Source organism: Methanofollis ethanolicus, assembly GCF_001571385.1.
Taxonomy (GTDB): Archaea; Halobacteriota; Methanomicrobia; order Methanomicrobiales; family Methanofollaceae; genus Methanofollis; species Methanofollis ethanolicus.
Genome location: NZ_BCNW01000001.1, coordinates 2,081,207 through 2,098,992 on the forward strand (window position 1 = coordinate 2,081,207; position 17,786 = coordinate 2,098,992).

Consider the following 17,786-nt stretch of genomic DNA (forward strand, 5'->3'; position numbering starts at 1 on the left):
TCACCGGCCGTACAGGACGTAGGTCTCCCCGTACTGCGTGAGATGTCCTTTCATCGCCTCTTGAAGCGATTTTTTGTCGGCACCTGCCGGGAGGTCGAGCATGGAGTCAAGGCCGTAGACCCTGACGTCGTACCTGTGCTGTTCGCCCCGCGGTGGGCACGGGCCGTTGTACCCGATCTTCCCAAAGGAGTTCGTCCCCTGGCGGGCCTCGAACGGGAAGGAGACCTCGGCATCCTTCGGGATCGCCTCAGGGATGATCCGCACCGGTTCGATGTTCCAGATCGCCCAGTGCGTGAAGTCCCCGCCGTGCGGCGCGTCCGGGTCGTTGACGATCAGGGCAAGGGATTTTGTCTTCTCCACGTCGACCCCGCCGATGGTGATGGCGGGCGAATGGTCGAGGCCGTCGCAGGTGTAGTTGTACGGCAGTTTCAGGACGCTGATCTCGACGCTCAGTTTTCCGATCTGTTCTCCGATCATCCGGGTTCCCCCACTCTCCATCCCCGCCTTCCTCTATATAATGGTGTCCGCCATGCCCTCCTGACACCCTCCCGGGAGAAGGATAAAGAGAGCAGAGATCAGATAAAAATAGATATTCCGTGAGTCTGGTGATTCCTTGAAGAGCCCATTTGATGTCGGAGATCCGCGGTATCATCTCTCTGTCACCGCCCTTCTGAGTGCGGTCGTTGCCATGGTCATGTTCACCGAGGCGATGCTGGCGCCGGCCCTCCCGGCCATCCAGAACGAGTTCGCCATCTCGGGCGTCCTGAACTCGTGGATCCTGACGATCCCCCTCCTTGTTGCCGCCATCATCTCGCCGGTCATCGGGAAATGTGGCGACCTCTACGGCAAGAAGAGGATGGTCCTCTTCTCTGTCATCGTCTATGCGGCGGGCGTCTTCGCGAGCGGGTGGGCCCCGGACATCTGGGTCCTCATCCTGTGTCGGGCAATGCAGGGGGTGGGCCTTGGCGTCCTGCCCCTCGGATACGCCCTGATCAGGGAGCAGTTCCCGCAGGAAAAGGTCCCTGTCGCCATCGGGACGATCGCCGCGATGTTCGGTGCCGGTGCCTTCCTCGGCATCTTCATCGGTTCCTGGATCATCGAGCACTTCGGCTGGAGGATGACCTATCATGTGGCGGCGCCCGTGGTCTTCCTCCTCGTCCTTGCAGCGGTACTTGTCATCGTCCCGTCGCCCCGCGTCCGGGGTGCGGCGATCGACAGGCCCGGCGTGGTCACCCTCACCCTCTTCCTCCTCTCTGTCGTGCTGGCCCTCACCCTCGGCGGACAGGAAGGGTGGACGTCGACGGCGGTCATCGTCTGTGCCGTGCTCGCCGTCCTCTTTGCCGTCCTCTTTGCCCGTGTCGAGAGGCGGTCGCCCGACCCGATGATCGACCCGGCCATGCTCAGGAAGGCTCCAGTGGTCATCGCGATGACCATCGGGTTTCTCATCTCCATGCTCACCTTCATGGTCATCCAGACTCTCCCCTATCTCATCGAGAGTCCGACAGGTCTTGGCCTCTCCCACTTTGCTGTTGGTCTGGTGATGATGCCCGGCGCCATCGCCGACATGATCTGCGGCCCCCTCACCGGCGTCTTCATCGGGCGGCGAGGAACGCGTGCCGCCATGCTCATCGGGTCTGTACTCTTCGCCGCGGGGGCCGTCTGCTATCTCCTCCTCGACCCCTCGATGGTGACTCTCGTCCTTGCGGGTATCCTCTTCAATGCCGGGATGTCGGTCACCCTCACCGGCAACACGATCATCGTCGTCAGGTCGGTGCGGCCAGAGGAGACCGGCATCGGGACTGCGGTCTACCATACCGCCCAGAACATGGGTGGGATGATCGGTCCGGTGATTGCGGGGATATTCATCTCTCTCCATGTAGTGTCGGTGCCGGGATGGGACGCCGCCGTACCCACAGGCGAGGCTTTCACCTCGATATTCGGCCTGATCGTCCTTCTCGCCCTCTTCGTCATCCTCCTTGCCCGGCAGATCCGGGACAGCGAGGTGACGGCCGCGGTCCCGGGGAAGTGATCCGCTGGCCGGGTGAAAGCCTCGCTGAGAGTGTTTGTGAGAGAGGTCATGGATTTCTCTGCTCTGAGGGCTCTGTAGCAATTCGGTTTTAGCGTACCTGTGCCAGGGGGCTGCCGCCCCCCAGCCCCTCGAAAACCTCCGGTTTTCTCATGCTCACTTCGTTCGCACCCTGCCATCAGGATAGGGGGGTGGAGGGCAATCTCCCTCTTTTGGATATCCGGTCCGTCTTCCCCGGTCCAATCCTGAGCGGGGGTCCGGGGGCAAAAGTCCCCCGGTGAACAGTACGGGCAGGGGATCCGCGCGTCCCTCCCTGCGATCGCGGGGAGACATCACTCCCGGCATGAGGATTTCAACAGAACCAAAAAAGTGGGGTCAGGTCGGGCCGCACTCTCCCTACCAGGCCTCGACGAAGGCCATCTCTGTATAGAGGTCTTCGAGACGCGCCTTATGCCCCCTTTCCATCTTCGCCAGTTCGGCGAAGACCCGCTTCTGGGCCGGGTCGGTGCTGAGTTCGGCAAATTGGTCGTACATCTCCATGGCGTCTTCTTCCCTCTTGATGGCATATTTCAGGCCGTCAAGGGGCTTCATGTCGGTCGTCGGTTGCGGGCGCTCGAAGGTGGACGAAACCTTGTAGTCCTTCGACTCGTCGAAGTGGAGTTCACCGGTCTTTCCCGAGAGATAGCCCTCCAGGAGTTTCCTGTGCTGCTTCTCCTCATCCGCAAGTTCCCCAAAGAGCGCCTTCAGGTTTGTGTCTTTCACCTTCTCCTGGACCGATTCGTAAAAGACATATGCCTCGACTTCTTTGTCGATCGCCTGGGACAGGATTTCCCTGTACATATCAAGTTTCAGCATGGTCATTCCCCCCTGCACGGGAGACCAGATGACCTCCTGCCATATAGAGTGTTCCCCCGGGAGTGTGCGAGGCCCTTCGCCGCCACCTCAACCTTTTTTTCGGCATAAAACCCTGACTATAGCGTGTCTGCCAGAGGTACGGAATTTTCAGAGGAGCACGCGGCGCTGGTCGGGAAGTTCGAGAGGGCCCTGACCGGAGAGGAGTCGGGTCGGGCGGCCTGCCTCGCCCTCCGCAGGGTGATCTGCCACTATTACCGGCACCAGGGGCGGAAGATGGCATGGAGGGAGACGACCGACCCGTACAGGATCGTCGTCTCGGAGGTGATGCTGCAGCAGACAGGGGTGGAGCGGGTCAGGCAGAAATACGCGGAGTTCATCGAGAAATTTCCGGATTTCCCTGCACTCGCCGCGGCCAAGCAGCGAGACGTCCTTGCTGCCTGGCAGGGTCTCGGCTACAACAGGCGGGCGATCGCCCTCCACCGTTCGGCACGGATCGTCATGGAGACATTCGGCGGCGCCCTCCCCCGGACGGTCGGGGACCTCGAGTCCCTCCCGGGCATCGGTCAGGCGACGGCCTCGTCGATCGCGGCATTCGCCTTCAATGCCCCGACCGTCTTCATCGAGACCAACGTCCGCCGCGTCTTCATCCACTTCTTCTTCAGAGGGAAGGAAGGGGTCGCCGATGCCGAGATCCTCCCCCTTGTCGCCGAAACTCTCGACCCTGAGCACCCGCGGGAGTTCTACTGGGGGGTGATGGACTACGGCACGATGCTCAAGAAACGGTACCCCAACCCGAACCGGCGAAGCGCCGCCTATGCCCGCCAGAGTCGGTTCGAAGGGTCTGACCGGCAGGTCAGGGGCCGTGTTCTCAAGGTGCTTCTCAGTGAGGGGCCCATGAATACGGCCGACCTCCTCGCGGGTCTGGAGGTGGACCGGGAAAAAGGAGAGATCATTCTTCAAAAAATGGTGGCTGAGGGATTTGTAGCGGAAGAGTCGGGAAAGTACCGTCTTCGGTAGTGTCGTTCCCGACTTTCTCGTCTGCCACTGTTTCGTTTCCGCCGCCATCGTTCTCGGCGGGCACGTCCCCGGTTGCGTTGTCATGCCCTTCACGCCAGAAGAGGTCGGGCAGGGGCATTTCCTCCTCTCCCACCGGTTCCGTGCCGTTCTCCTCTCCTTCTGCCATCATCCCGTACTTCGTGACAGGGTAGGGGGAGTATCCCTCGAAGACCAGGCGGTCCTCGGGGTCGTAGCCGATAAACTCTGTCTTCATCACCTCGGCCCTGAGGGGGAACTGATTGATGGCGTCGGGAGCGACGGTAACGAGGCGTATGTTCCCGCTGCCGCCGTGGTCCTCGGCCCATTCTTTTTCGACGGTCATCCTGACGGCGACCTGCGGACCGGTGCCCGCGTCCTGCCTCACGATGCCGGCGATGGCGACGCCGTCGAACTCGTGGGCGATCTCGGGCACATAGTCCTCTCGGTCGAGCAGGAAGGACCTGAGGAGGTAGGGGTCCTTGTTCTGGCCCGGTTGTTCAGCCGCTGCTATGCTCTTCATCTCCTGGGGTGCCGACATGTTTTCAGGGGCGGGTTCTTCCGGTGTGACGGGTTTGTCCGCCCCGCGGAGCAGGACCGCTCCTTCTCCGCCTGTCCCTGTCCCGACGGCGATCTCTGTCCCGTCAGGGGTGATCGCTGTCCCGAAGACCGGGTGGCCGATGTCATAGGTCCGGACGACCTCGCCGCCACGGGTGAAGAGAGTGACGGTGTGGCCCGAGGACGCCGCGACATATGCCCCGTCAGAGGAAACGGCGACGCCATAGACCCTCTCCTGTGTGTTATACTTCCAGAGCGCCGTGCCGTTCCTGTCGAAGAGATACACGAAGTAGTTCAACGACCCGGCGGCGACATAGTCCCCTTCAGGTGACACGGAGAGACTGGTTACCGCTTTCCCGGTGTCGAAGGTCCAGAGAGGGGTGCCCTGGTTGTCGAAGACAGAAATCAGTGCGTCCTTCCCTCCCGCGGCGATGACCGACCCGTCGAACGAGAGTGCAAGGGCCTTCGGGTCACCCTCCAGGACCTGTGTCCACCGCCTCTTCCCGTCCGCGGTCAGGAGCACGACCTGGTTGTTGTCGTAACCGGCCGCGACATATTTCCCGTCTCCGGAAATGGCCGCACCGAATGCGTAGTAGTCGTCCTCGAACTGGCTTACGATCTTGCCGTTCCTGTTGAGGACTCTAACCTTGTCCGAGGCGACGGCGATGAGATTCCCGTCATGGGACGCAGACACCTGAAAGACAGGACACCCCGTGGGATAGGTCCAGAGGTCTTTCCCCGTGCTGTCAAGAAGCACGACCCCCCCGCTCTCCTGAGTCCCCGCGGCAACCAGGCCCCCGTCAGGCGTGATCGATGTGGAGACGACCCTGCTTCCGAGTGCTGTTTCCCAGACCGGTTTACCGGTCTCCTCCGCCACGGCGAGAGAGGGGCAGAAGAGGAGGACGATACATGCGAGTGCAATTGCTTTTTTTTCCAACATATTCCCCCCGATACTTCACTGTATACCTGAAATAGCAGGATAGATCCTTTCAATTGATATGTAATTAATATTATTATTCTGTCAAAAGGATGCAGGGAAGAAAAAAGGGGTTTTTCCGCATTATGTTAGCGCAGCAAGCCCGCCATAATTGATAGAATTTGCGAATGCGTACAGGTCGTCTTTCGAACCTCCGTCAATGTTGACAAGGACGATGATCCTGTCTTTAATCCCGACATAGAGGGCAGATCCGTCAGAAGTCTTGTCGATGTACTCCCATGCCGGGTTGCCCATCATGGTGATCGATTTCCAGGAGAAATCGCTTGTATCAATGACCGTCGCCATGTCCCACATCTCCCAGTATCCTTCCCTCATGCCGGCCGTGTCCTGGATGTAGACAGACGCGGTGATGTCGGAGTTGTCCGTCCGGGAGTAGGTGGCCCATGCCGAACTCCAGTCCTCACCATCTGCAGTATAGGTCACGCCACTCTTGTCGTCGAGCTGCCAGCCTCCGGGTGCTGCCGGAAGGAATTTCTGGAGTTCTGTGTAGGAGACGGCGGGTACCGATGAGGAGGGGGAGGAGGAAGAGGGCGACGATGACGCACTGCCGGCATCGCCAGAGGTGGTCTGGGGTGCGGCGGGAGTCTGCTTCTCCGACGCACCGGTACATCCGGCTGCGGATGCCATGATAACCATCATCAGAACAATAGAGCTCAATAGCAGAGCCTTTGCATGATTTAGCTGTTCTACGCGCATAGTATCACGTTCGCAGCGATATATCCGATCATAATATTTATCTGTTGCGCAATGACTTTAGTACGAGGGGGAAATGATTATGCTGGAGAAGATCAAGCACAGCAGGAAGAGAGATGGCCCGGGCAGAGGGGAAGGGGAAGATCCTTGCCGAGAGCGATCATGTGAGGATGGTCGAGGGGAATGTGTACTTCCCTCCGGATTCGGTCAGGCGCGAGTGCCTGCAGGAGTCGTCCACCTGGAGCATATGCCCCTGGAAGGGTAAGGCGCACTATTACACGGTCGTCGTGGACGAGGAGGAGAACCCTGACGCCGCCTGGTATTACCCAGAACCCAGGCCTGCAGCGAAGCAGATCTGCAATTATGTCGCGTTCTGGAAAGGAGTGAAGGTCGCGGACTGAATGACAAAAAGAAACTTTTTTATCTGGTGCAATGGAGACGCCACTGTGGAGAGAGCATGGAGATTGTAAAGATACCCCGGATGGAGAAAGAAGAGTACGACCAGCTCATTGCCGACGGGTTCATCGCCAGGATCGCCTTCCAGGGGGAGAAGTACCCCTATATCGCACCATTCCTCTACATCTTCGACGGCACGTTCCTCTACTTCCTCTCGACAAAGTACGGGCGGAAGAACGACCTCTTCAGGAAAAGTCCGTATGTCTCGGTCGAGGTGGAGAAGTTCACCAGAGACCTCTCCTGCTATACCTTTGTGACGATGCAGGGGTACCTCAGGCAGGAGGAAGACACGATCCAGAAGAAGATCGTCAGGAATGAGTTTGTCAGGATGATCAAGGAGCGGAAACTCTCGACGAATATCCTTGCGGCACTCGGCCACCTGCCCGGGGACCCCATCGAGTCTATCGCCTCGGAGGAGCGATCGAACATCTGGAAGCTGACCGGCGTCGTCGATATCGTCGCCCTGAAAAATCTTTGAATGTCAGCGGTCCCTCTCTGAAGGTTCGCTTGGCAGAGGGAGACCTGACACTCTTTTTCTCAAAAATTCTTCCAAGATTTATTTCATGAACAGCGTGAACTCATGGGGCATTCTGTGATTTTCGAGTTTATCCCCTCCCATCTCGCATAGATATTTTCCAATTTAATGCTTCGAGGGCGCTATCCCCATATCCGGAGCCGTGAGCATGCCGAAAATCAAAGATTTTCTCGAACTCGCTATCGCTCGCAGCCCCGGGATCCCAATATCGGGATCGGTGCGGGATGGCGTATGGGAGGATCGGATCACTTTTATCCAACATCTCTATCCTGAGCGGGGGTCCGGGGGCGTAGTCCCCCGGCACTTTACACTCTAATAGACGATTAATGGAGAGAGAATCTCATTTACCAACAAAAATTAGCCAGAATCCTATCTCAAAAAATAATTATTCAGAATATTGGGTGTAGAATGCAATATTGCCACATCACAAAATATTGGGGCACCTCAATATCCTATATAATTAATATATAATCAGACCATTATAGTACGGTATACCAGTTACAGCAACCAACGGTCTCAAAAATAACAAGTTACTCCATCTGGAGCAACAAACTTCGGACTAAATAAGTGACATTGTATAGTCCCTCGCTCCAGATATAACCCTATTGATCACTCCCATCTTCGCTATCGTAACTGTGAAGTTAAAGGGAGGTGATGCCATAATAAAAGTTATCGAGGCCGGATTTGTTGTCGGAGCGAGCATTGTTCTTATAATATTTATCATAACTCACTTCTAACTCTTTTTTTCCTCTGCCACCTCTTCGCCACGAACGCCCCCATCGCAACGACAAAGATCCCGCCGAGCACCGCCCTGACGACCGGTGCCGTGGTGTCGGTGCCGATGAGGAGTGCGTGGACGATGCCCATGACCAGGGCGGCGTACATGAGCATGTGGACGGGCCGCAAGTATGCAGGGACCCGCTGCCTGAGGGCGGCGGCAAGGACGGCGACGAGGATGAGAACGAGGGCCGGCCGCCCTGCATAGGTCCAGAACTCCACCCCTGTCCAGGTCGAGGGGAGGAGGACCGCAAGGCTCCCGGCCAGCAGGGCGTAGGAGAGGGGGTGGAGGAAGACGGCGGCAAGGCCGAAGGCGGCGAGGGTGTGGTGGACCGCGAGGAACGGCCTGCCGAAGATCTCCCTGATCTCGCGGAGGAAGGGCGACATCGAGGCGGCGATGGCGAGGGCAAGGTAGCCGTTGAGGGCCAGGAGGCGGACGAGAAGAGAGAGGGGGTCGCCGCCGGCCAGAAGAACGGACGCGCTGACGATGCAGAAGAGCGCCGCTATTCCCCCGGCGAGCACCACGCCCAGCCTCTCCATGCCCTCCCCTTGCCGCGGTGCTATATCAGGGTTTGCCGGCGGCCGCCAGCCAGAGGGCGACCTTCTCCTCCACCGTGAGGCGAGCATTCGCCGGACTGGTAGAAGGGAGGGAGAGGACGACGATGCCCGGCATTGCCCATACCTCCGGGTGGACGCGCCTGAGCCACTGCTCCGCCGCCCGGCCGTTGAGGACGACCGTCCGCACCGTCGGGTGGTCGCGGAGAAATCCCGGGATGTCGTTGGCCCGTGCGTCCCTGATCGAGGCGTCGCTGCTCCCCTCCCGCCTGCACCCGGCAAGGACGTCCCAGAGGGCGACGCCCTTCTCCGCAAGCAAAACGATGCGTTCCTCATAGGGGAGGTCTGCCGGTACGCCGAAGGCCCTCTCCATCACCTGCCAGAAGGCGTTCCGCGGGTTCGCGTAGTACTCGCCGGCCTGCAGGGAGGCGACGCTCGGGAAACTGCCCAGGATCAGGACACGGGGGTCGCGTCCCGCGGCAGGGAGAAGGCCGCTCATCCCCGCCGACTCTCCCGCATCGAGAGGGCGATCCGCTGCCTCGTCAGGTCCACCGAGAGGACGGTGACAGAGACCCGGTCGTGCACCCCGACGACGTCGAGGGGGTGGGCGACATAGGAGTCGGCGAGTTCGCTCACGTGGACCAGGCCGTCTATCCCGACCCCGATGTCCACGAAGGCGCCGAATGCCGTCACATTGGTCACCGTCCCGGAGAGGGACATGCCCGGTGCCAGGTCGTCGACCGAGGCCGGTGCACTCTCATAGACGCTCAGGTCGAAGGGCGGCCGCGGGTCCCGTCCCGGCGCGGCGAGTTCGGCGCAGATGTCCTGCACGGTCGGGAGGCCGACTTCACCGTGCACATAACGTTCGGGCTCGATCTTCCCGAGGAGGGAGGGGTTGCCGACAAGGTCACTGACCCCGACGCCCAGGTCGTCGGCCATCGCCCTGACGACCGAAGCGTGCATCGGGTGGACGGCGGTGGCGTCCAGGGGGTCTGCCCCGCCGACGACCCGCAGAAATCCTGCCGCCTGCTCGAAGGTCTTCGGCCCGATGCCGGGCACGTCCAGGAGGGCCCGGCGCGACCCGAAGGGGCCGTGCTCCTCCCTGAAGGCGACGATCCGTTCGGCCTGCGCCGGCCCGATCCCGGAGACCCTGGCGAGGAGGGAGGCGCTCGCCGTGTTCATCTCCACCCCGACGGCATTGACCGCGCTGACGACCACGTCGTCGAGGGCCGCGGCCAGAAGTCTCCCTTCCACGTCGTGCTGGTACTGCCCGACGCCGAGCGCCTGCGGGTCGATCTTCACCAGTTCGGCGAGCGGGTCCTGGAGGCGCCTGCCGATGGAGACCGCGCTCCTGAGGGTGAGATCGAGGTCGGGGAACTCACGGCGGGCCTCTGCCGAGGCCGAGTAGACCGAGGCCCCGCACTCGCTCACCGTGATCGCCGGGACGTCCAGGTCGAGAGTCTGGAGAAAGACCCGCGCCTCCCGGCCGCCGTGCCCGTTCCCGACGGCGATCACCTCGACGCCGTACCGCCGGCAGAGGTCGGCGAGCACCGCCCCGGCCTTCGCCTCCTGCCGGTGCGGCGGGAGGGGGCGGACGACCGTTGCATCGAGGAGTTTTCCCTGCCCGTCCAGGCAGGCGACCTTGCACCCGGCCGCGAAACCGGGGTCGACGGCAAGCACGACTTTTCTCCCCAGAGCAGGGGCCAGCAGGAGACGCCTGAGGTTTGCGGCAAAGACCCGCACCGCCTCCAGGTCGGCCCGCTCCTTCGCGGCCGCGAGCGTCTCGCGCTCCATCGCCGGGGCAAGGAGGCGGCGGTAGCCGTCCTGCACCGCGGCGGCCACGATCTCTGCCGCCGGCCCACGGCCCCGCTCCCCCAGCAGGGCGAGGGCCCGTCTCTCCGGCGGCGCGACCGTGAGGGAGAGCAGGCCCTCCCGCGCCCCCCGCAGCACCGCGTGGACGCGGTGGGCCGGCATCGCCCTGACCGTCCCGGTGTATCCTGCATATTCGGCGTACGGCGTGGCGGCAAGGTCCTTCCCGCGTGCCGCCCTGACCGTGATCACCCCGGCCTCCGCGAAGAGGCGGCGCATCGCCGCCCTGACGTCGGCGTCCTCGGAGACGGTTGCGGCGATGATGTCCTTCGCACCGGCAAGCGCCTCTGCACTATCGGCAGGGCCGCCAGGGCACACATATCTCCGCGCCTCGGCCTCCGGGTCGGTGCACTCCCCCCTGAGCAACGCCTCTGCCAGGGGTGCGAGCCCCTGCTCCCGCGCCGCCGAGGCGCGGGTCCGGCGTCCCGGCCTGAAGGGGAGATAGAGGTCTTCGAGGGCGGCGGGAGTCTCAGCCCCCATCACATCGACCATGAGGGCGGGAGTGAGCACGCCCTGCTCCCGCAGCGACGCCAGCACCGTCTCCCGCCGGTCTTCGAGCCTCTGCATCGCGGCAAGGCGGTCCCTGACCGCGGCGACGGCCACCTCGTCCAGGCACCCGGTCGCCTCCTTCCTGTACCTCGCAATGAAGGGGACAGTCGCACCGCCCGCAAGGAGGGCCGCGGTCCCCTCCACCTGCTCCCTCCTGATCCCGAGGGCGGCCGCGATGCCGGCGACGATCCGGCCCGAGCGCTCCCCGGTCGCTTCAGCCTCCATTCTTCCCAACTCTCTGGGCCCTCTCCTGATAAAGACACGCCGGCCCGTTCACTTTCACTGCCCGCGCCTGTACCTCTATGAGGCGTGAGGACAGAGTATTCGCGTGATGAAACACCTCGTCGTCAGGGGCGCGAGGGAGCACAACCTCAGGGATATCACCGTCACCCTCCCCCGCGACCGCCTCGTCGTCCTCACCGGCGTCTCCGGCTCAGGCAAGTCCACCCTTGCCTTCGACACAATCTATGCCGAGGGTCAGAGGCGGTACGTGGAGTCCCTCTCCGCCTACGCCCGCCAGTTCCTCGGTCTGATGAAAAAACCCGACGTCGACGCCATCGAGGGCCTCTCCCCGGCCATCTCCATCGAGCAGAAGACGACCTCGAAGAACCCGCGCAGCACCGTCGGCACGGTCACCGAGATCTACGACTACCTCCGCCTCCTCTACGCCCGCATCGGCGTGCCCTACTGCCCCGAGCACGGCACGCGCATCGAGTCGCGCTCGCCCGAGGCGATCGCCGACGCCATCGCGGCCGGTTTCGCCGGGCAGGTGACCGTCCTCGCCCCGGTCGTCAGGCAGAAGAAGGGGACGTACGGCCAACTCCTCAAGGACCTCGACGCCGAAGGATTCGGCCGCGTCCGTCTCGACGGCGAGATCGTGCGGACCGACGAGGAGCACCCCCTGGAGAGGTACGTCAAGCACGACATCGACGTGGTCGTCGACCGCCTCGACCCCTCGGAGCGCTCCCGTCTCGTCGAAGCCGTCGAGGGTGCGCTCGCAAAGTCCGACGGCCTTGTCATCGCCGTCGGTGAGGACGGCCGCGAGGAGACCTGCTCCGCAAAGATGGCCTGTCCTGTCTGCGGCCTCTCCTTCGAGGAACTCCAGCCGCGGATGTTCTCCTTCAACTCCCCCTTCGGCGCCTGCGAGGAGTGCAACGGCCTCGGCATCAGGATGGACTTCGACCCGGCCCTCATCATCCCCGACCCCTCGCTGAGCATCGCGGACGGCGCCGTCGCCCTATACAAAAACTACGTCGACGGCTACAGGGCGCAGTACCTCGCCGCGGTCGCCCGCCACTTCGGTTTCTCGGTGCTGACGCCGGTCAGGGACCTCACCCCGGGCCAGTACGAGGCCCTGATGTACGGCTCTCCCGACCAGATGAGGTTCTCGGTGCAGGGAAAAGGAGGCGACACCAGCTGGTCGCACACCGGCGCCTGGGAGGGCCTCCTTCCGCAGGCAGAACGCCTGTACCACCAGACCCAGTCGGAGTACCGCCGGGAGGAGCTGGAGAAGTTCATGCGGGTCTCGCCCTGCCCGAAGTGCGGCGGCAGGAGGCTGAAGGAGAAGGTGCTCGCCGTGAAGGTCGGCGGGAAGAACATCGTGGACATCACCGACCTCCCGATCACCGGGGCGATCCGGTTCTTCGACGACCTCGCCCTCACCGGCAGGGAGACGGAGATCGCCCGCCAGATCCTGAAGGAGATCAGGGCCCGCCTCACCTTCCTCGAAGAGGTCGGCCTCGGCTACCTCACCCTCTCGCGCAGCGCCGGCACCCTCTCGGGCGGCGAGGCCCAGCGCATCCGTCTCGCCACCCAGATCGGATCCAACCTGACAGGCGTGCTGTACGTGCTGGACGAACCCTCCATCGGCCTCCACCAGCGCGACAACCGCAGGCTCATCGAGACCCTCAAAAAACTCCGCGACCTGGGGAACACCCTCATCGTCGTCGAGCACGACGAGGAGACGATCAGGGCGGCGGACCATGTGGTGGACATCGGCCCCGGCGCCGGGGTGCACGGCGGCGAGGTCGTCGCGGCAGGGACGCCCGACGAGGTGGCGGCATCGCCGGTGTCCCTCACCGGTCAGTACCTCTCCGGCGCCCTCTCGATCCCGGTGCCCGAGCACCGGCGACAGAGCGACGCGTACCTCAGGATCACCGGGTGCCGGGAGAACAACCTGAAGAATATCGACGCGGCCATCCCCCTCGGCACCCTCACCGTCGTCACCGGCGTCTCGGGCTCGGGCAAGTCCACCCTCGTCTACGACACCCTGTACCCGGCCCTTGCGCGGGAGGTCTCGGGCTCGCGGGTCACGCCCGGCGCCTTCGCCACCCTTGCCTCGGACACCCCCGTGGACAAGGTGATCGTCATCGACCAGAGCCCCATCGGCAGGACGCCGCGGTCGAACCCGGCAACGTACACGAAGGTCTTCGACGAGATCAGGAAGGTCTTTGCGGAGACGAAGGAGGCGAAGGTGCGGGGCTACAAACCCGGCCGCTTCTCCTTCAACGTGAAGGGCGGGCGGTGCGAGGCCTGCCAGGGCGACGGCGTCATTAAGATCGAGATGAACTTCCTCCCTGACGTGTACGTGGAGTGCGACGAGTGCAAGGGGAAGCGCTTCAATGCCGAAACCCTTGAGGTGAAATACCGGGGGAAGTCCATCGCCGACGTCCTCGACATGACCGTCGAGGAGGCGACGGCGCTCTTCGAGAACATCCCGTCGATCAGGAACAGACTCGAAACTCTCTGCCGGGTCGGCCTCGGGTACATCAAACTCGGGCAGAGTTCGACGACCCTCTCGGGCGGCGAGGCCCAGCGGATCAAACTGACGCGCGAACTCTCGAAGAGAGGGACCGGCCGGACCGTCTACCTCCTAGACGAACCGACGACCGGTCTCCACTTCCATGACGTGAAAAAGCTCATCGGCGTCCTGGACGATCTTGTCGAGAAGGGGAACACCGTCGTGGTGATCGAGCACAATCTCGACGTGATCAAATGCGCCGACCACATCATCGACCTCGGCCCCGAGGGCGGGGACGCGGGCGGCAGGGTGATCGCCACAGGCACCCCCGAGGAGGTGGCAGGGGTGAAGGAGAGTTATACCGGGCAGTTCCTGGCCGGGATACTGAGATGATCGACCTCTCCGCCGTCCCCGAGGAACCGGGGTGCTACCTGTATCTGGACGCCGCGGGGACCGTGATCTACGTCGGCAAGGCGAAGAACCTGAAGAGACGGGTCTCCAGTTACTTCCAGAAGCACGGCCACGACGCCAAGACGCAGAAACTCGTCGAGCACATCGCCTCGGCCGACTTCATCGTCACCGGGAACGAGGTCGAGGCCCTGATCCTGGAGAACACCCTGATCAAGAGGCACCAGCCGAAGTACAACATCGACCTGAAGGACGCCAAGAACTATGCCTACATCCACCTTTCCGGTGATGCCTTCCCGCGGATCGGGATCGCACGCCGGGCAGGGGGCGACGGCGAGTACTTCGGCCCCTTCGTCTCGGCGCGGGAACGGGACTACGTGCTTTCGGTCGTGAAGAAGGCCTTCGGCCTGCGGTCGTGCCGGCGCCTCCCGAAGAGGCCCTGCCTCAGGTACCACATCGGCACCTGCCTGGCCCCCTGCATCAGGACGGTGACGGAGGAGGAGTACGCCGCACGGATCGACCGTGCGCGGGCAGTGCTCCGCGGCCAGGGGAAGGACCTCGTCGCCGCCATGGAGGCGGAGATGGCGGAAAGGTCGAAGGACCTCGCGTTCGAGCGGGCCCTTGAACTGCGGGACGAGATCGCGGCGGTCAGGCACCTCGCCGGGCGGCAGAGGGTGGAGCGCCGGAGAGACCACGACGAGGACATCATCACCTACCTGGAGAAGGACGGAAACCTCTACCTCCTCCTCTTCCATGTCGAGATGGGCACCCTCACCGGCAAGCAGGAATACGTCTTCGAGGACTCGGACGACGCCGTCGAGGAGTTCCTGGTCCAGTACTACGGCGAGCACGCCCCGCCGAAGGAGGTGGTCCTCCCCGCAGGCATCGGCGAACCTCTCGCCGACTACCTGGCGGGCCGCCGGGGCTCGAAGGTCGAGGTCACGGTGCCGCAGAAGGGTGACAAGAAGAAACTCCTCGACCTTGCGGAGAAGAACCTTGAGATCGCCTTCTTCGGCGACGCCATGAAAGTGGAGGCCCTCCAGAAGGCCCTGCACCTTCCAGACCCGCCGAATGTCATCGAGTGCTTCGACATCTCCCACCTGGCCGGCACGGCGATGGTCGGGTCGATGGTGCAGTTCCGGGGCGGGCGGCCCGACAAGAGGAACTACCGGCGCTTCAGGATCAGGACGGTCGAGGGGATCGACGACTTCGCTTCCATTGCCGAGGTGGTCGGCCGCCGGTACGCCCGCATCCGCAACGAGGGCGGGGAGTTCCCCGACCTGGTGATCGTCGACGGCGGGAAGGGGCAACTCGCCGCGGCCCTCGACGTGCTGAAGCGCCTCGGCACGCGCCTGCCGGTGATCGCGATCGCCAAACGTGAAGAGGAGATCTATGTGCCCGGTTTCCCCCACCCCCTGCCGATCCGGAAGGACGAGAAGGCCTCCCTCTTCGTGCAGGAGATCAGGGACGAGGCCCACCGCTTCGCGATCACCTACAACCGCCTGTTGCGGAGGAAGGAGATGAAAGGATGACCGAATTCAAACTGCACGCAGATTTTCAACCGGCAGGGTCGCAGCCCGATGCGATCCGGGGACTGACAGACGGACTTGCGGCGAGAGAACGCTTCCAGACCCTCCTCGGCGTCACCGGGTCGGGGAAGACCTTTACGGTCGCGAACGTCATCGAGGAGGCGCAGAAACCGACCCTGGTCATCGCCCACAACAAAACCCTGGCGGCGCAACTGTACCACGAGTTCTCGGGATTTTTCCCGGAGAACAGGGTGGAGTACTTCGTCTCGTACTACGACTACTACCAGCCGGAGTCGTACCTCCCGGCAAAGGACCAGTATATCGAGAAGGACGCCTCCATCAACCCGAAGATCGAGCAGATGCGCCTTGCCGCCACGGCCTCCGTGCTCTCGCGGCCAGACACCATCATCGTCGCCTCGGTCTCCTGCATCTACGGCCTCGGCAACCCGGCGAACTTCCAGGGCATGGGGTTCGAACTGAAGCGGGGGGAGAGGATGCGGCGGGCCGACCTTCTGGAGAGACTTGTCGACATCCTGTACGAGAGGAACGACCTCGAACTCGCCCCGGGGCGGTTCAGGGCGAAGGGCGACGTGATCGATATCGTCCCCGGCTATTTCAACGACATCATCAGGGTCGAACTCTTCGGCGACGAGGTCGACCGGATCTCTGAGATCGACCGGACGACCGGGCGGCGGAAGGAGACGATGGAGTATTTCTATGTCTATCCTGCCCGCCACTTCGTCGCCACCGAGGAGGAGAGGGAGAGGGCGGTCGTCTCCATCGCGGAGGAACTCGACGAGACTCTCCCCTCCCTCGACATGATCGAGGCACATCGCCTGAAGCAGCGGACTCTCTTCGACATCGAGATGATCAGGGAGACCGGGAGTTGCAAGGGGATAGAGAACTACTCCCGCCACTTCGACGGGAGGGAGGAGGGCGAGAAACCGTACTGCCTCCTGGACTACTTCCCTGACGACTTCCTGATGGTCATCGACGAGTCCCACCAGACGGTGCCGCAGGTGCGGGGGATGTACCGCGGCGACCGCTCGCGGAAGGAGACCCTGGTGAAGTACGGGTTCCGCCTCCCCTCTGCCTTCGACAACCGCCCCCTCAGGTTCGCGGAGTTCGAGGGCTATATGAAGAACGTCATCTTCGTCTCGGCGACGCCGGGCGAGTACGAACTGAAGCACTCGGCAGGGGTCGTCGAGCAGATCATCAGGCCGACGGGCCTTGTGGACCCGGTCGTGGAGGTGCGGCCGCTCGAGGGGCAGGTGGAGGACGTGATGGAGGAGATCAGGCGGACGATCGAGAGGGGCGACAGGGTGCTCGTCACCACCCTCACGAAGCGCCTTGCCGAGGAACTGACCGACTATCTTGCCGAACAGGGGATCAGGACGCGCTACCTCCACTCCGAGATCAACGCCCTGGAGAGGACGGAGATCATCAGGCAGCTCCGCCTCGGCACATTCGACGTCCTCGTCGGGATCAACCTCCTCCGCGAGGGCCTCGACATCCCGGAGGTCGGTTTTGTCGGCATCCTGGACGCGGACAAGGAGGGCTTCCTCAGGGACGCACGGAGCCTCATCCAGACCATCGGCAGGGCGGCGAGGAACGTGAACGCCCGCGTGGTGCTGTACGCCGACCGAACCACCGACTCGATTCGCACCGCCCTTGCCGAGACAGACAGGCGGCGGCAGATGCAGGTCGTCTACAACGAGGCGCACGGCATCGTCCCGCAGACGATCACAAAACCTGTCCCGGCAAAGGAGATCGACCTCACCGACACGAAGCACCTCCCGAAGTCGGAGATCCCGAACCTCGTCATCGAACTGGAGGCCCAGATGTACCGGGCCGCGGAGGACCTCGACTTCGAGAGGGCGATCCTCCTCCGCGACCGGGTGAAGGAACTGCGGGCCGGGATGGAGAGGTGAGGGGGGTTTCCCCTCGTCGTGGCTTCGTGTTCGGTTCTGCCGGGGGCGGTTCTCACTCGGGATCTGGGGCGTTAGTCTTCCGGTTCAGATTGTGAGGACGGCAGTGGATCGGCATCTTGTCCGGGGGGTTTCACCCCCCGGCCCCCATCATTGCAATAGGGGGTGGATGGCAATCTCCTTCATCAGGATCTCTCTCTTCCCCGACCCCATCCTGTTTCGGGGGTCCGGGGGCGTCAGTCCCCCGGCAGAGACCTGGGGGACGGCGGTGGTTTCGCA

Annotated in this window: 14 protein-coding genes; 7 read left to right on the plus strand and 7 right to left on the minus strand. The window is 62.8% G+C overall.

Features of this window, described 5'->3' with window-relative positions:
* Entirely contained in the window at positions 1 to 477 is a 477-nt protein-coding gene (locus MEFOE_RS10100; protein WP_067051713.1) for a YbhB/YbcL family Raf kinase inhibitor-like protein, read from the minus strand.
* A gap of 136 nt (positions 478 to 613) precedes the next feature.
* Between MEFOE_RS10100 and MEFOE_RS10105 the strand changes: the two genes are divergently transcribed.
* The gene (locus MEFOE_RS10105) at positions 614 to 2,029 is read left to right on the plus strand and encodes an MFS transporter (protein ID WP_067051724.1); all 1,416 of its coding nucleotides are present in this window, start codon (positions 614 to 616) and stop codon (positions 2,027 to 2,029) included.
* Positions 2,030 to 2,422: 393 nt separating this feature from the next.
* Here the strand turns inward: MEFOE_RS10105 and MEFOE_RS10110 are convergent, their stop codons facing one another.
* Positions 2,423 to 2,881: a ferritin family protein gene (locus MEFOE_RS10110; RefSeq protein WP_083523502.1), complete on the minus strand. Its 459-nt coding sequence runs from the start codon at positions 2,879 to 2,881 to the stop codon at positions 2,423 to 2,425.
* A 123-nt stretch (positions 2,882 to 3,004) separates the two neighbouring features.
* On the opposite strand from MEFOE_RS10110, the gene MEFOE_RS10115 reads away from it, so the two are divergent.
* Positions 3,005 to 3,898, plus strand: coding sequence for an HhH-GPD family protein (locus MEFOE_RS10115; RefSeq protein WP_067051726.1), 894 nt, complete (start codon positions 3,005 to 3,007; stop codon positions 3,896 to 3,898).
* Here the strand turns inward: MEFOE_RS10115 and MEFOE_RS10120 are convergent.
* Both MEFOE_RS10120 and MEFOE_RS10125 read right to left on the minus strand, forming a co-directional pair.
* Positions 3,831 to 5,411, minus strand: a complete 1,581-nt coding sequence (locus tag MEFOE_RS10120) for a WD40 repeat domain-containing protein (protein WP_067051728.1) — start codon at positions 5,409 to 5,411, stop codon at positions 3,831 to 3,833. The genes MEFOE_RS10115 and MEFOE_RS10120 overlap by 68 nt on opposite strands.
* Positions 5,412 to 5,531: 120 nt before the next feature.
* The gene (locus MEFOE_RS10125; RefSeq protein WP_153015941.1) at positions 5,532 to 6,095 is read right to left on the minus strand and encodes a hypothetical protein; all 564 of its coding nucleotides are present in this window, start codon (positions 6,093 to 6,095) and stop codon (positions 5,532 to 5,534) included.
* 182 nt (positions 6,096 to 6,277) lie between these two features.
* Between MEFOE_RS10125 and MEFOE_RS10130 the strand changes: the two genes are divergently transcribed.
* Both MEFOE_RS10130 and MEFOE_RS10135 read left to right on the plus strand, forming a co-directional pair.
* Positions 6,278 to 6,562 (plus strand): DUF427 domain-containing protein, encoded by a 285-nt coding sequence (locus tag MEFOE_RS10130; RefSeq protein ID WP_067051738.1) that lies wholly within the window; start codon positions 6,278 to 6,280, stop codon positions 6,560 to 6,562.
* A 56-nt stretch (positions 6,563 to 6,618) separates the two neighbouring features.
* Complete coding sequence (locus MEFOE_RS10135; RefSeq protein WP_067051740.1) at positions 6,619 to 7,095, plus strand: pyridoxamine 5'-phosphate oxidase family protein; 477 nt, start codon at positions 6,619 to 6,621, stop codon at positions 7,093 to 7,095.
* 777 nt (positions 7,096 to 7,872) lie between these two features.
* Here the strand turns inward: MEFOE_RS10135 and MEFOE_RS10140 are convergent.
* The 3 genes from MEFOE_RS10140 to MEFOE_RS10150 are packed head-to-tail and all read right to left on the minus strand — an operon-like array spanning position 7,873 to position 11,127.
* Positions 7,873 to 8,469, minus strand: coding sequence for a hypothetical protein (locus tag MEFOE_RS10140; RefSeq protein ID WP_067051742.1), 597 nt, complete (start codon positions 8,467 to 8,469; stop codon positions 7,873 to 7,875).
* A 25-nt stretch (positions 8,470 to 8,494) separates the two neighbouring features.
* Complete coding sequence (locus tag MEFOE_RS10145) at positions 8,495 to 8,983, minus strand: DNA-deoxyinosine glycosylase (RefSeq protein WP_067051744.1); 489 nt, start codon at positions 8,981 to 8,983, stop codon at positions 8,495 to 8,497.
* Positions 8,980 to 11,127 carry a helix-hairpin-helix domain-containing protein gene (locus tag MEFOE_RS10150; RefSeq protein ID WP_067051746.1) on the minus strand — a complete coding sequence of 716 codons (2,148 nt, stop codon included), beginning with the start codon at positions 11,125 to 11,127 and terminating at the stop codon, positions 8,980 to 8,982. Before MEFOE_RS10150 ends, MEFOE_RS10145 begins: the two co-directional genes overlap by 4 nt.
* A 106-nt stretch (positions 11,128 to 11,233) precedes the next feature.
* On the opposite strand from MEFOE_RS10150, the gene uvrA reads away from it, so the two are divergent.
* Genes uvrA through uvrB form a run of 3 tightly spaced genes read left to right on the plus strand, consistent with a single transcriptional unit; the run spans position 11,234 to position 17,510 of the window.
* Positions 11,234 to 14,035 carry an excinuclease ABC subunit UvrA gene (gene uvrA, locus MEFOE_RS10155; RefSeq protein WP_067051748.1) on the plus strand — a complete coding sequence of 934 codons (2,802 nt, stop codon included), beginning with the start codon at positions 11,234 to 11,236 and terminating at the stop codon, positions 14,033 to 14,035.
* Positions 14,032 to 15,582: an excinuclease ABC subunit UvrC gene (gene uvrC, locus MEFOE_RS10160; RefSeq protein WP_067051750.1), complete on the plus strand. Its 1,551-nt coding sequence runs from the start codon at positions 14,032 to 14,034 to the stop codon at positions 15,580 to 15,582. The genes uvrA and uvrC overlap by 4 nt, the downstream gene beginning before the upstream one ends.
* Positions 15,579 to 17,510 (plus strand): excinuclease ABC subunit UvrB, encoded by a 1,932-nt coding sequence (gene uvrB / locus MEFOE_RS10165; RefSeq protein WP_067051752.1) that lies wholly within the window; start codon positions 15,579 to 15,581, stop codon positions 17,508 to 17,510. Before uvrC ends, uvrB begins: the two co-directional genes overlap by 4 nt.
* Positions 17,511 to 17,786 lie beyond the last annotated feature (276 nt).